A 13,647-nucleotide genomic window follows, 5' to 3' on the forward strand; every position below is an offset into this window, starting at 1 on the left:
TCTCTCCAGAAGGGTAACAGGACTGAACGCAAAGCGGGCTTGACGCTGCAGATCGATGGCACAAGAATGACGCCGTTTCGGATCGTGCAGCAGGCAGGAGAATGCCGGCAATCATCACGGCCGCACCACGGCATCTGCCGCGACGACGCGATTGGGTGGAGGGCTCGGATGCATTCTGCAACATCTTACGGACATCCGCCGAGCGGCGCCCTGCAGGGACTGGATTTGGCCCCTCTCTACGAAAACTGTCTGTTTCGCTCCGATATCCGCAAGGAAACCTACAACAGCATTGCAACGGAATTATGTGACTACAAGCTGATATGGCGTGGGGGCTCGGTCGATGCGCGCGGATACCGGGCGCGCACCAGAAACCTCTCGGCTTGCGTGATCCAGTATGGCGATGAGGTGACCATCACCCCACGGCTCTATTCCGATTTCGTCCTTGCGCATGTCTGCCTGCGCAAGGGCATCGAAATCACGGCCGACCGCGCCACCACATTCGTGCCCGAAGGCAGCGTCTACTTCAGTTCGCCGCGAACCAATATCTCGCTGCGCTGGCAGGAAGGCTGCGAGCAGCTCCTGCTGCGCGTTCCCCTCGATATGATCGATCCCACCGGTCGGCATTGCGATTTCGGCTCCGGCATGGTGCTGGCGAAGTCGATGACGCCGTTGTTCGTCCACCAATTGAACACCGCGCTCGCCATTTCCCATCGCGGTGGAAGCATGTCCCATTTCGACGCGTGGACGGATCATGTCGAACGGGGGCTGGCGCAATTCGTCGGCATGCATCTGCGCGGCCCCGCGACACACCGGCCAGGATCCGCCCCGCCGACGCGCACGGAGGGCGTGGATTGGCGCGAACGGCTGGAAGCCTTCATCGATGCGCGCATGCGCCGGCCGATCGGTCTCGACGACCTGATGCAGGCAACCGGCCTCGGGCGCAGCCAGCTCAACGCCTTGTGCCATCGCGCCTTCGGCTGCGCGCCGATGGAGCTGGTGCGCCGGATGCGGTTGCAGGCGCTGAAAGCCGAGTTGGAACGCAATCCCGGCCAGGATCTGACGACGCTGGCGCTGAGCTACGGTTTCGACCATCAGGGCCGCTTTGCGCAGTATTATCGCGGCGCCTTCGGCGAACTGCCGCGCGATACCCGCAGGCGATTGCTCTGAAAACCGGAAAAAGCGGATATTGCGTGCCGCCGGTGCCGGAAGAACCGGATATCGTCCGCTCGCCGGTCCATCTAGCATTCCCCGTAAGCCGCCACGACGGCGGACAGACAAGGGGATGCAGACATGACCTATTCCAAGCCGGAGATGAAACCCCGCTACGAGAACTATATCGGCGGCGCCTGGGTGGCTCCCGTCGAGGGTCAATATTTCACCAATCACTCACCGATCGACGGATCGGTCATCGCCGAATTTCCGCGCTCGTCGGCAAAGGACGTCGCCAAGGCGGCGAAGGCGGCGTGGGAGGCCGCTGCTGGCTGGGGCGCGACCTCGCCGGCCCAGCGCTCCAACATTCTTCTGAAGGTGGCCGACCGCATCGAAGCGCATGCGCAAGAGCTCATGCATGTCGAATGCTGGGGCAACGGCAAGCCTCTGCGCGAATGCATGTTCGTCGATATCCCGATGGCGGTGGATCAGATCCGCTATTTCGCCGCCGCGATCCGCGCCGATAGCGGCGAGAGCGCCGATATCGACAGCGACACGGTCAATCTGGAGGTCTACGAGCCCTTCGGCGTCGTCGGCTGCATCATCCCCTGGAACGCGCCGCTGCTGATGGCAGCGATGAAGCTCGGCCCTGCGCTGGCGGCCGGCAATGCCGTCATCCTGAAACCGGCGGAAAACACGCCCTATTCGATCACGCGCGTTATGGAGCTGATCGCCGACCTGCTGCCGCCGGGCGTCCTCAATATCGTCCAGGGCTACGGCGCCGAGGCGGGGGCGGCCCTTGTTGCCAGTCCCGACGTCAGGAAGATCGCCTTCACCGGCTCGGCTGTCACCGGAAAGGCGATCATGAAGGCGGCGGCCGAGAACCTGACGCCGGTGACGCTCGAACTCGGCGGCAAGTCGCCGAACATCTTCCTTCCCTCGATCATGGATGCCGACGACGCGCTTCTGGACAAGGCGATCGAAGGCTTCCTGATCTATCTTTACGACCAGGGCGAAGTCTGCGCCTCGCCGACGCGGGCGCTGGTGGCGGAGGATATCTACGAGCCCTTCATGGCCAGGGTGAAGGAGCGGATCGCCAGAGTCGGCATCGGTCATCCGCTGGAAATGACGACCGGCATCGGCGCCATCACCTCCAAGGCGCAATTCGACAAGATCATGGGTTACCTTGAGCTCGGAAAGCAGGAAGGCGCCAAGGTGATCCATGGCGGCAATGCCTACAACCAGGCAGATGGCGGTTATTACATCGAACCGACCATCCTCGAAGGCACCAACGACATGCGTACCTCGCGCGAGGAGATCTTCGGCCCGGTCACCAGCGTCATCCGCTTCAAGACCGAGGAAGAGGCGCTGCGGCTCGCCAATGACAGTCCCTACGGGCTGACGGCCGGCGTCTGGACGCGCGATTATCACCAGATGCAGCGCTTCGCCCGCGGCCTGGAAGTCGGCAAGGTATGGTGCAACTGCTATTACCTCTGGCCCTCGCACACCTCCTTCGGCGGCTACAAGAATTCCGGCTTCGGTCGCGAGATGCACAAGTCGGCGCTCAACAATTATCGTCATACCAAGAGCATCGTGCATTCCTATGGCACGCAGGCTTTCGGCTTCTTTTGAAAAGCAAGAACGAGGGGAATCCGATGAGAAACGAACGACTGACGGACGGGCTTCGCCATGCGATGCTCGACAAGCTCGAGGCATCGATGCTGAACGGCGCGATCGGGCGCCGGCGCTTCATGCAATGGTCGCTGGCGCTCGGGGCATCGTTTGCCGCGACGCGGGCGCTGGCCGACCAGCTGGCAGATGCGCGCGCCAATCAGGACGAGCGCGCCAACAGGCTGGCCGATACCTATGAGGTGGTGATCTGCGGCGGTGGCACGTCGGGCTGCGCGCTGGCCGGCCGCCTCGCCGAGGCCGGCGTCAACGTCCTGCTGATCGAAGCCGGCGGCTGGGACACCGCGCCGAGTGTGCTCGATCCGCGCCTGTGGTTCACCAATCTCGGCACGCCGCTCGACTGGGGCGATATCTCGGTCCCGACCAGAAGCGTCAACGATCGCGCCGTCGCCTCGCACATGGCCAAGGTTCTCGGCGGCGGAAGTTCGATCAACGCCACCATATGGGTTCGCGGCCATCGCAACAATTACGAGGACTGGGCCGCCGCCTCCGGTGACGATGCCTGGGGCTACGAAAGCGCCCTGAAGATCTTCAGGCGGGTCGAGAACTGGCAGGGACCGGACGATCCGAGATATCGCGGCAAGGGCGGCAAGATCTGGGTGGAGTCCTCGCAGGATCCGCTGCCGGTGGCGCCCGCCATGCTGGAGGCGGTCAAGAGCCTCGGAATGCCGGTCTATGCCGATCTCAACGGCGCCCGCGAGGAGAGCGCCGGGGGCTTTGCGCTGATGAACCACATCATCCGCGACGGGCGGCGCCAGAACATGGCCAAGTCCTATCTCTATCCGCTGCTCGACAAGGCGAACCTGACGGTCCTGACCGGAACGCATGTCAACAGGTTGATCGTCGAGGGTGGCAAGGTAACCGGCGTCGAGGCCGTGCGGGACGGCAAGACCCTCCGTTTGCGGACGTCGCGCGAGGTCGTACTGTCCCAGGGCGCCATCCGCACGCCGAAGACCCTGATGCTTTCGGGCATCGGCGACCGCGACCATCTCGCCGAGCATGGCATCGCCTCGCGCGTGCACGCGCCCGAGGTGGGGCGGAATTTCCACGATCATATCCTGCATGGCGGGTGTATCTGGGAATCCCCCGAGCAGATGGCACATCGCAACAGCGGCGCCGAAGCCTCAGGCTTCTGGAAGAGCGACGACAGCCTTGCCACGCCCGATCTCAACATCGTACAGATCGAGCTGCCCTATGCATCCGAGGTCGTGGCGAAGGACTATGCGCCGCCGAACAATGCCTGGGCGCTCTGCGCCGGTCTCGTCGATCCCAAGAGCCGCGGCCATGTGCGGCTGAAATCCGCCGATCCCGCCGACGCGCCGATCGTGACCGCCAATCTGCTGGAGGACCCGGCCGACCTGATGGCCCTCAAGAAAGGCATCGACCTCTGCCGCCGGATCGGCAACGCCCAGCCCATGGCGGCCTGGTCGAAGCGCGAAGTGGCGCCGGGCAAGGATCTCGACGATGCGGCCAAGGGAGATTTCGTCCGCAACGGCACGACGACCTTCTTCCATCAGGTCGGCACATGCCGCATGGGCAAGGACGACCGGGCCGTGGTCGATGCGGCGCTCAAGGTGCGCGGCATCGAGGGCCTGCGCGTCGTCGACGGCTCGATCATGCCGAGGATCAGCACCTGCGCGACGATGGCGACCTGCGTCTTCATCGGCGAGCGCGGCGCCGACATCATCCTCGCCGGCTGATCATCACTCCCCGCGAATGCCGCTGTTGCCGGCGGCATTCGTGTCGCTGTATGGGCGGGAAACACGAAGACCGGCCCCCGCATCAGTAAGAACACAATGTCAGAGCATTGCCGGTGAACCCGTATTCACCGGCAATGCTCCATCGCCACCGGGACCGGCTGCCTGCCAGCCCGTCCGCGGGTTGCAGGCAGCGGGGTACAGTCCTTGCGGTGGGCGATTCCGGGGGTTCGCGGCTTATGGGCGATCTCCCCGATTTCCGGCCAAAAGCGGGGTAGGATGGGCCGATTGCGAAGGCCCGGGCATCGGCTGGTCTGGATGGCGCCCTCCCTTCAGGACGACGTAGATTGCCGGGATGACCAGCACCGTCAGCGCCGTCGAGGAGGCGAGGCCGAAGAGCAGCGAGATCGCCAATCCCTGAAAGATTGGATCGGCGAGGATCACGGCAGCCCCGATCATGGCAGCGATGGCGGTGAGCAGGATGGGCTTGAAGCGAATCGCACCCGCTTCCAGCAAAACCTCCAGAAGTGATCTGTCGAGGTCGCTGGCATGGCGGACAAAATCGACAAGCAGGATGGAATTGCGCACGATGATCCCGGCCAGCGCAATGAAGCCGATCATCGAGGTCGCGGTGAACGGCGCCCCGAACAGCCAGTGCCCGCCCAGAATGCCGATGAAAGTCAGCGGAATCGGCGTGAGGATGACGAGCGGCAGCCTGAAGGAGCCGAACTGGGCGACGACCAGGATATAGATGCCGAGGATCGCGACCATGAAGGCGGCGCCCATGTCGCGGAAGGTCACCCATGTCACCTCCCACTCGCCGTCCCACAGCAGCGTCGGGCGGCTCTCGTCTTCAGGCTGGCCATGCAAGGAGATCGTCGGCTTGGGCAAACCGCCCCAATCCGCCTTGGCGATGGCGTCGTCCACGGCGATCATGCCGTAGATCGGCGCCTCGTAAGCACCGGCAAGCTCGGCCATGACCATCTCTGCTGCCCGCCCGTTATGACGAAAGATCGGGTACGAGGCGGGCTCGTGCCTGACGGAAACCACATCGCCAAGTTCGACCACACCGCGCCCGCCCGGCAGCGCGTTCGCCGGAACGGGCGTGGTCAGCACGCGTTCATCCACCACCGCGCCGGACTTCGGCAGCCCGAGTCGGATGGCGATGGGCTGGCGCCCGTCGCTGCGATGCGAGTAACCGACGGTGCTGCCGCCATAGAGATAGCGCAGCGTATCGTAGACGTCCGACTGTTCGACGCGATAATATTCGAGATTGTCCTGATCGATCGCGATGCGTACGCGCTCCGGCCGATTGTGGTAGCTGTCATCGACATCGACGATGAACGGCACGCTCTCGAATGCCTGCCGGACCTTTGCGGCCACGGCTCGCCGGGTTTCCGCGTCAGGCCCGTAGATCTCGGCCAGCAAGGTGCCGAGGACCGGCGGCCCTGGCGGCGGCTCGACGACCTTGACGACGGAACCCGCGGGAAGGTCGAGATCGTTGAGGCGCTGGCGGATATCGAGGGCAATCGCGTGGCTGGCACGTTTCCGATCGTCCTTGCCGAGCAGGTTGACGGCGATATCGCCCTGCTCCGGGTTCGACCGCAATCCGTAATGGCGCACCAGACCGTTGAAATCGAAGGGTGCGGCGGTGCCGGCATAGGTTTGAAACGAAACGATTTCCGGCACGGCTTGCAGCCGGTTCGCGATCGCCTGCAGCGTCCGGTCGGTGTCCTCGACGGCCGCCCCCTTGGGAAGATCGACCACGACCTGAAGGTTGGCCTTGTTGTCGAAAGGCAGAAGCTTCACCGTGACGTGTTCCGTATAGAACAGGCTGAGCGAGGCGAGCGTCGCCACACCGACGAGAAGGAGAAAGATCCACGCACGCGCCCTGGTTCTGAGAATCGGCCGCGCCACCATGACATAGAAGCGTCCGAGCCGGCCGCCGGCCTCGTCGTGCGCGGCGTTCTGATGGGAGCCGCCAGTCCTCATCATCAGCCAGGGCGTCAGCACGACCGCGACGAAGAAGGAGAACAGCATGGCTGCTGAGGCATTGGCCGGGATCGGGCTCATATACGGCCCCATCATGCCCGATACGAACAGCATCGGCAGCAGCGCGGCCACCACGGTCAACGTCGCGACGATGGTCGGATTGCCGACCTCGGCAACGGCGTCGATCGCCGCCTGGACATATGAACGGCCATCGCTCATGGCACGGTGACGGGCTATGTTCTCGATGACCACGATGGCGTCATCGACCAGGATGCCGATCGAAAAGATCAACGCAAACAGGCTGACGCGATTGAGCGTATACCCCATGATCCACGAGGCGAACAGCGTGAGCAGGATCGTGGTCGGAATGACCACGGCGACCACCAGTGCCTCGCGCCAGCCGATGGCGACCGCCACCAGAACGACGATCGAGACGGTCGCGAGGCCGAGATGGAAGAGAAGTTCGTTCGCCTTCTCATTGGCGGTCTCGCCATAGTTGCGGGTGACCGTCATCTCGACATCCTCGGGAAAGATCTGGCCGCGCACCTGCTCGAGGCGATGCACGATCTCTCCGGCAATGACGACGGCGTTGGTCCCGGGCCGCTTGGCGATGGCCAGCGACACCGCCGGCGCCCGATCCAGCCCTTCGGCGGTCTTGCGGATATCGGTGACCCGGTTCTCGGCCGGAGACGTCGCCAGCACGACCTTGGCGACATCGCGAACATAGACGGGACGACCGTCGCGGGCGGTCAGCAGGATATTGCCGATTTCCGGCAGGGCCTGCAGCGTCTGGCCGGCGACGACGACCCGCTGCTGTGTGTCCTCACGTACGGTCCCGATGCGGAACGACCGGTTCGCCCCTTCGATCTTGGCGGCCAGTTGCTGCAGGGTGATGCCGTAGAGCGACAGCTTTTCGGAGTCGGGCTCGACCCGGAACTGCTCGGGCTGCTCGCCGACGATATAGGTGAGTCCGATATCGGGCAGTTTCGAGACTTCGACCTGAAGCTCGCGCGCCAGCCGCGTCAGCCCGTTGGTCGTCCAGCGTGACTTTGCCTCCGAGGTCGGCCGGAGCGTGACGACGACAATTGCGACGTCATCGATGCCACGCCCGACAATCAGCGGCTCGGAGATGCCGACGGGCATGCGGTCCATATTGGCGCGGATCTTCTCATGTACGCGCAGGATGGCCGCGTCGGCGGAGGTGCCGACATTGAAACGCGCCGTGACGAGCGTGTCGTCGTCCTCGGTCTGAGAATAGATATGCTCGACGCCATCGATGCTCTTGACGATCGTCTCCAGCGGCTCGGTGACGAGCTTGACGGCATCCTCCGCCTTCAACCCGTCAGCGGCGACGCGGATGTCGACCATCGGCACCGAGATCTGCGGCTCCTCCTCTCGCGGCAGCGTGACGAGGGCGATCAGCCCGAGCGCAAGCGCGGCCAACAGGAACAATGGCGTGAGCGGTGAGGTGATGAACGTGCGGGTCAGGCCGCCGGCGATTCCCAGCTTCATGGCGTAACGACCCGATCGCCCGCATGCAGCCCGGTGAGCACTTCGACCAATTGCTTTCCGTCGTTGTCAAAGGTTTCGCCGAGGATGACGGCGACATCCATTTCGGTGCCGTCATTGACGGCACGCACATAATCTATCCCGTGGATCGTCCTGATCGCCCCGGAAGGCACGGCGAGAACGGTACGCTTGCCGACCGGGATCGACACCAGCGTCCGTTCGTTGACGAAATAGTCGCCGATCCCCGCGACCTCGACATCGGCTATGACCCGCCCGTCGGCGATCTCGGGATAGACCTTGACGATCTTGCCTTCACGGGCTGCGGCCTCACCTCCGGCCGAATGGGGCAGGCCGCGTCCGCCGACGAGGACATCGGAGCCCTGCACGATCTCCGTCGCGTGGCGCTCCGGCAGCGACAGGCGCAGATAATAGGGGCCGGGCGCGATGCGGGCGATCTCCTCGCCGGCAAGGACAACGGAACCGGGTGTCACCGGCACGGTCAGCACGCGGCCTGTCGCCGGCGCCAGCACGTCCCCTTCCCGCGCGCTCTGCGCGATGACGGACTTCTCGGCATTCGCCGCCGCGATCTGATTGGTCACCACCTCGAACTGCATCCGGGCCGTATCGAGATTGGCCTGCGAGCCGGTTCCGGAGGTCCTGAGCTGCTGGGCCCGCTCGAGCTGCAGATGCGCGTTCTCGAGCTGGGAATTGAGGGCCTCGATCTTGGCATCCGCGGCGTTGAGCTGAAGCGCGAGCTTGTCATCCACGATCAGCGCGGCGACTTCCCCTTCCCGGACCTGATCGCCCTCGTGGATCCGGATTTCCCGCACGGTGCCGCTGATGCGGGCGCGAGCCGGCACCACGATGCGGCTTTCGACCTGGCCGAAAACGGCTTTCATCTCGGCAATCATCAGCGGCTGGACGACGAATTCCGCAGCCCAGGATTTCGGGGGCGCGATCGCTGTCGTCGCGGCAAAGGCGACGGCGGCAAAACGGACAATGGGTCGAGGCATGGACAATGGAGGCTCTTTCGTGCAGCGCCCTTGAGGTGCTGCATCACTATTGAACGGGATGACGGGGCGGTTGCGCCCCGGTTATTGAAAGGCGCTTCCGGCCCTGACGCCGAATTTTCGGAAGGCGATCGCCGCAGGGCAGAAACCCGTTACCGACGCCTGCATCAGGTTCAGTCCGACGAAGGCGTTCAGCAGGTACCACCAGGGCGAGACATAGACGCCGAGGGCCAGGGACAACAGGACCATGAAGCCGGCAAACATCATTACGGCGCGATCGATTGTCATTGATGTATTCCTTCTTTTGTCCGGACCCGCGGTTATTCCGCAGTCTCGATGTGGATTTCCTTCAGCTTCTTGATGCCGAACATGTCGAGCACCAGATTCTCGTAGAAGGTTTCGGCCTTGCCTTGCCGGACCTTGCGCAAGAAATACTTCTCGAACCCGACTTTGGCGGCGTGAACCCATTTTCCCTGCGAGGACCAGTTCACGTTGCGCGGCGGAATCTGCGGCTGGGCGACGAAGGCGATGCCTTCGTCGCCGAAGTCGGCAAGGCACACGGCATTCCAGCTCGCGACCGCCTTGGGCTTCTCGCCCTTCAGCAGAGATGCTATGTTCTCGGCCGTCGCGGTGACCATGGATTCGATCATGAAACCCGTCTTCGGCACGCCGACCGCAAGCGGCGTCTTGTCGAGCGGGGGAATGGCGACGCACACACCGACTGCGAAAATGTTCGGAAAGGCCGGATTGCGCTGGTGCTTGTCGATGGTGATGAAACCGCGCGGGTTGGTCAGACCCTCGATGCCGTAAACGGCGGGAACGCCTCGGAAAGCCGGCAGCAGCATTGAGAAGGAGAAGGGCAATTCATGCACCGCCTTGATGGAGCCATCGTCGTTGACCTCCTCGACGACAAGCCTGTCGGCCTCGGCCTTCGTCGTGCGCGCGTTGGTGATCCACTTGATGTGGCGCTCGCGCAGGGCGCTTTCGATCAATCCCTTGGTGTCGCCCACCCCGTCGAGCCCGAGATGGCCGATATAGGGTTCCGGGGTCACGAAGGTCATCGGCACGCGGTCGCGGACGCGCGCATTGCGCAGCGCGGTATCGAGAATGAAGGCGAACTCGTAGGCCGGCCCGTAGCAGGAGGCGCCTTGCACGGCGCCGACCACTACCGGTCCCGGCGCCTTCACCAAGGCATCGAAGGCGGTCTTGGCCTGCAGGGCGTGGTCGGTCTGGCAGACCGATTGGGTGAACCCCGCGGGGCCGAGCCCCGGCACTTCGTCGAAGGCAAGCTCCGGTCCGGTCGCGATGACGAGATAATCGTAGTCGATGACATCGCCGCCATTGAGACGGATCCGGTTCGAAGCCGGCTCGATTCGCTCCGCCCCTTCCGGTCGCAGCTCGATGCCGCGCTGCTTCAGCACCGGGACGAGATCGACGGTGATGTCGTCAGGCTTCCTCCAGCCGACCGCAATCCAGGGATTGGAAGGCACGAACGAGTAGTGCGAGCCAAGGTTGACGACGGTGATCCGATCTTCGCGCCGCAGCTTGGTCTTCATCTCGTAAGCCATGATGATGCCGCCGAGGCCTGCGCCGAGAACGACGATGTGAGACATGACATTTCCTCCGATGCGCGAGCGGCCAGCCTCTTCCGGCGGTATCCCGCGTGTTCTTTTTCCCTCGGCATGACGCGGGCCGGCATGGCCGGCCCCGCACCCCCGGTGGAGAAAGCCTCCCGACCTTCTATCCTTGCATATAACATTCAAAAAATGTAAATTCAATACTATGAATGTATCAGATATGATCCCCGCGGCCAATTCGGCGGCCGAACTGATGCGTAGCCTGTCTCATCCGCAGCGCCTGCTGGTGCTGTGTTCCCTCGTGGCTGGAGAGAAGTCGGTCAGCGAGTTGCGCCAGGAACTCGATATCGACCAGGTGCCAATGTCGCAGCAACTGATGCGGCTGAGGTCGGATGGGCTGGTCGAGGCGCGCCGCGAAGGCACGACCGTTTATTATTCGATTGTCCGGCCGGAGGTTCTGATCGTCGTTGGCGCGCTTCAGGACGCTTTCTGCCCGCCAAACGCAGCGAAGCAATCGCCTCTGTCGCGCCAGACGTGATGCGACGGCGACGGTCGGGAGGGTCTGGATTTCCCTCGGCTGTGGCTAGAGGCTCAAGACTGGATGATCCAGGCGATCATCCAGTCTTTTCATGGACAGCTTCGAGAATGGAAGACCCATGGCCCGCGCCTGGGCGCTACCGATCCCGATCGGCGGCGGGCTCGCAATACGACCGGTAGAGCGCGTTCAGCACATTGCGGGCGGGCTCGCTTTCAATCCGATACCAGATCGTCTGACCGTCGCGGCGGCCGGCAATCAGCCTGTCGCGGCGCAGCAGCGCCAGATGTTGCGACACGGTCGAATCGCGGATGCCGAGGAACCCGGCGAGCTGGCCTACGGATTTCTCGCTGTCCACCAACTGGCAAAGGATCAGCAGCCGGTGCCGGTTGGCGAGCGCCTTGAGGAGTTCGCTGGCATCGTCGGCCGCGACTTGCATGATTTCCGGATTAATTTTCATTATTGCGAATATACAATAACCTGAATATTATTTCCAACAGAAAGCGACGAGGTTCCGGGCTCGCAGTTGCCCGTTTTGGAAAGCGACGTGCCATGAACGCGAGCCGCAACATTGTCTGCTCCCATTGTGCGACTGTGAACAGGGTCAGCGCCGGCCGCGATCCTCTGTCGGCCCGATGCGGTACGTGCAAGGCGCCGCTGTTCGAACACCATCCCGTCGACGCCGATGCGACGATGTACGAGAAGCAGGTGACGCGAAATGACATTCCGGTCCTTGTCGACGTCTGGGCGCCGTGGTGCGGACCGTGCCGCATGATGGCGCCGGCCTATGCAAAGGCAGCAGCCGAACTCGAACCTGACATGCGGCTCATCAAGCTCAATTCGGATGCCGAGCCCGGAATCGCCGCGACGCTTGGCATCCGCGGCATTCCGACAATGATCCTTTTCCGGAACGGCATCGAACAGGGGCGCGTTTCCGGCGCGATGAGCACCCGGCAGATCGTCGAATGGGCCAGACGCCATCTTCCCTCGACATGATGACTATGGTGGTGGCGCCATCCGCGAGGTGACCGCGCCGCGTCTCGCGACAACAAGCGGGGAACGGATGCGATGCCGTCGAAAGGCCTCTATCGGGCCAAGGCGGCCCCGGCGCTTTCCGGCGATGGAAATCGGCGGGCGCCGGTGGAACCGAAGCACGGGGTATGCCATTACCAGCAGCCATTTCTCCATATGGCCGTTTAACCCCTGGGAGTTCGGAATGCAGACAAATGCGCGCGAGGGCCTGACCACGCGTTCTCTGGTGGCGCTGGCTATCCTGAACTTCTTTTTGGCCGATGCACGTGACGGCCTCGGCCCCTTCCTCGACGGATTCCTGGCGACCAGGGGCTGGTCGCCGATGACGCTTGGTATCGTCGCGACGCTGGGCGGCGTGCTCGGGATGGTCGCCACGCCTCTGTTCGGCGCCTGGGTCGATGCATCCAAGCGCAAACGCACATTGATCGTCATTCCCGTCGTCCTGGTGACCGCCGCGGCGCTGTGGACGCTTGCCAGCCCCGGCAACGCCTCGGTGTTCGGCGGCCAGTCCGCGACGGCGATCGTCGGCGCCGTCATAGGCCCGGCCTTGATGGGCCTGACGCTCGGTCTGGTCGGGCAGAGGCGGTTTTCGCGCCAGGTTTCCAGAAACGAATTCTGGAACCATCTCGGCAATGTCGTCTCGCTGGTGGCAATCTATCTGGCGACGAGTCTGTTCGGCATGGCCGGGATCGTCTGGATGATGGTTTTCAGCGCCGCCGCCGCGATCGCGGCGGTGATAGCGATCGACCCCCATGCGATCGACAACGACGTGGCGCGCGGCCTTGCCCATGACGACGGCGCGCCCGGCCCGTCCGGTTATTCCGTCCTCGTCGGCAGCAAGGGTCTGGTCCTCCTGGCGCTGGTTCTGATGATCTTCCACTTCGGCAATGCGCCGATCAGCCGTCTGATCGCCCAGGACTTCTCGATCCAGCTCGGCACCCCCTTCCGAACGACGGCCATCACCACCGGCGTTTCCCAGCTTTCGATGATCGTGATGGCCCTGGCTGCCCCGTTCCTCATTCGCCGGTTCGGTCTGGCGACCGTCTTCATGATCGCATTGCTGGCACTGCCGATCCGCGGCGCGATCGCCGGGTCGACGGGCGCTTTTGCCGTTATCTTTCCGGTGCAGATACTCGACGGCATCGGCGCCGGATTGATCGGAATTGCGACGCCGATTGCCGCGGAGCGGATCCTGTCCGGCACCGGGCGGTTCAATGTCGGGCTTGCCGCGGTCATGACCGTGCAGGGAATCGGCGCTTCCCTCAGCAATGTCGTGGCCGGATGGCTCACGAATTTGGGTGGATACGGGCTCGCTTACTGGGTACATGGTGGCGTCGCGGCGCTTGCGGTGGCGGCGTTCCTTGTGGGACAGAAGAGCATCGCGCCCCCGGCGGAAAACGAAGCCGCTCGGGATGCAGAAGCGCTGGCGACACCTTGATCATGTGCTCTGGTTTGGA

At 63.5% G+C, this 13,647-nt stretch carries 11 protein-coding genes; 6 read left to right on the forward strand and 5 right to left on the reverse strand.

Going from position 1 to position 13,647, the window contains the following annotated elements; genetic code table 11:
* The first annotated feature begins 168 nt into the window (after positions 1–168).
* The 3 genes from P7F60_RS25345 (at position 169) to P7F60_RS25355 (ending at position 4,538) form a co-directional block, all read left to right on the forward strand.
* A complete protein-coding gene (locus tag P7F60_RS25345) occupies positions 169–1,167 on the forward strand; it encodes an AraC family transcriptional regulator (RefSeq protein WP_277920486.1) in 999 nt (332 codons plus the stop codon).
* Positions 1,168–1,290: 123 nt separating this feature from the next.
* Positions 1,291–2,781 carry an aldehyde dehydrogenase family protein gene (locus P7F60_RS25350; RefSeq protein WP_277920487.1) on the forward strand — a complete coding sequence of 497 codons (1,491 nt, stop codon included), beginning with the start codon at positions 1,291–1,293 and terminating at the stop codon, positions 2,779–2,781.
* A gap of 23 nt (positions 2,782–2,804) precedes the next feature.
* Positions 2,805–4,538 (forward strand): GMC family oxidoreductase N-terminal domain-containing protein, encoded by a 1,734-nt coding sequence (locus P7F60_RS25355; protein WP_277920488.1) that lies wholly within the window; start codon positions 2,805–2,807, stop codon positions 4,536–4,538.
* A gap of 234 nt (positions 4,539–4,772) precedes the next feature.
* Here P7F60_RS25355 and P7F60_RS25360 read toward each other — a convergent pair whose 3' ends face one another.
* From P7F60_RS25360 to P7F60_RS25375, 4 genes are all read right to left on the reverse strand, one after another.
* A complete protein-coding gene (locus P7F60_RS25360; RefSeq protein ID WP_277920489.1) occupies positions 4,773–8,039 on the reverse strand; it encodes an efflux RND transporter permease subunit in 3,267 nt (1,088 codons plus the stop codon).
* A complete protein-coding gene (locus P7F60_RS25365) occupies positions 8,036–9,049 on the reverse strand; it encodes an efflux RND transporter periplasmic adaptor subunit (RefSeq protein WP_277920490.1) in 1,014 nt (337 codons plus the stop codon). The genes P7F60_RS25360 and P7F60_RS25365 overlap by 4 nt, the downstream gene beginning before the upstream one ends.
* An 81-nt stretch (positions 9,050–9,130) precedes the next feature.
* Entirely contained in the window at positions 9,131–9,334 is a 204-nt protein-coding gene (locus P7F60_RS25370; protein ID WP_277920491.1) for a DUF2892 domain-containing protein, read from the reverse strand.
* Positions 9,335–9,366: 32 nt separating this feature from the next.
* Positions 9,367–10,659: an FAD/NAD(P)-binding oxidoreductase gene (locus tag P7F60_RS25375; RefSeq protein ID WP_277920492.1), complete on the reverse strand. Its 1,293-nt coding sequence runs from the start codon at positions 10,657–10,659 to the stop codon at positions 9,367–9,369.
* Between the two features lie 217 nt (positions 10,660–10,876).
* On the opposite strand from P7F60_RS25375, the gene P7F60_RS25380 reads away from it, so the two are divergent.
* Positions 10,877–11,161: a metalloregulator ArsR/SmtB family transcription factor gene (locus P7F60_RS25380; RefSeq protein WP_277920493.1), complete on the forward strand. Its 285-nt coding sequence runs from the start codon at positions 10,877–10,879 to the stop codon at positions 11,159–11,161.
* Positions 11,162–11,297: 136 nt separating this feature from the next.
* Here P7F60_RS25380 and P7F60_RS25385 read toward each other — a convergent pair whose 3' ends face one another.
* Positions 11,298–11,618 carry a metalloregulator ArsR/SmtB family transcription factor gene (locus P7F60_RS25385; RefSeq protein WP_277920494.1) on the reverse strand — a complete coding sequence of 107 codons (321 nt, stop codon included), beginning with the start codon at positions 11,616–11,618 and terminating at the stop codon, positions 11,298–11,300.
* A gap of 92 nt (positions 11,619–11,710) precedes the next feature.
* Between P7F60_RS25385 and trxC the strand changes: the two genes are divergently transcribed.
* Positions 11,711–12,154 (forward strand): thioredoxin TrxC, encoded by a 444-nt coding sequence (trxC, locus tag P7F60_RS25390; RefSeq protein ID WP_277920541.1) that lies wholly within the window; start codon positions 11,711–11,713, stop codon positions 12,152–12,154.
* A 220-nt stretch (positions 12,155–12,374) separates the two neighbouring features.
* The gene (locus tag P7F60_RS25395; RefSeq protein ID WP_277920542.1) at positions 12,375–13,628 is read left to right on the forward strand and encodes an MFS transporter; all 1,254 of its coding nucleotides are present in this window, start codon (positions 12,375–12,377) and stop codon (positions 13,626–13,628) included.
* Positions 13,629–13,647 lie beyond the last annotated feature (19 nt).

The organism is Rhizobium sp. YJ-22, assembly GCF_029601685.1.
Classification (GTDB): Bacteria; Pseudomonadota; Alphaproteobacteria; order Rhizobiales; family Rhizobiaceae; genus Metarhizobium.

Bases quoted from the DNA above. Each gene is read 5' to 3' on its own strand.
- P7F60_RS25345 (WP_277920486.1), top strand. From the start codon at position 169: ATGCATTCTGCAACATCTTACGGACATCCGCCGAGCGGCGCCCTGCAG.
- P7F60_RS25350 (WP_277920487.1), top strand. From the start codon at position 1,291: ATGACCTATTCCAAGCCGGAGATGAAACCCCGCTACGAGAACTATATC.
- P7F60_RS25355 (WP_277920488.1), top strand. From the start codon at position 2,805: ATGAGAAACGAACGACTGACGGACGGGCTTCGCCATGCGATGCTCGAC.
- P7F60_RS25360 (WP_277920489.1), bottom strand. From the start codon at position 8,039: ATGAAGCTGGGAATCGCCGGCGGCCTGACCCGCACGTTCATCACCTCA.
- P7F60_RS25365 (WP_277920490.1), bottom strand. From the start codon at position 9,049: ATGCCTCGACCCATTGTCCGTTTTGCCGCCGTCGCCTTTGCCGCGACG.
- P7F60_RS25370 (WP_277920491.1), bottom strand. From the start codon at position 9,334: ATGACAATCGATCGCGCCGTAATGATGTTTGCCGGCTTCATGGTCCTG.
- P7F60_RS25375 (WP_277920492.1), bottom strand. From the start codon at position 10,659: ATGTCTCACATCGTCGTTCTCGGCGCAGGCCTCGGCGGCATCATCATG.
- P7F60_RS25380 (WP_277920493.1), top strand. From the start codon at position 10,877: ATGCGTAGCCTGTCTCATCCGCAGCGCCTGCTGGTGCTGTGTTCCCTC.
- P7F60_RS25385 (WP_277920494.1), bottom strand. From the start codon at position 11,618: ATGAAAATTAATCCGGAAATCATGCAAGTCGCGGCCGACGATGCCAGC.
- trxC (WP_277920541.1), top strand. From the start codon at position 11,711: ATGAACGCGAGCCGCAACATTGTCTGCTCCCATTGTGCGACTGTGAAC.
- P7F60_RS25395 (WP_277920542.1), top strand. From the start codon at position 12,375: ATGCAGACAAATGCGCGCGAGGGCCTGACCACGCGTTCTCTGGTGGCG.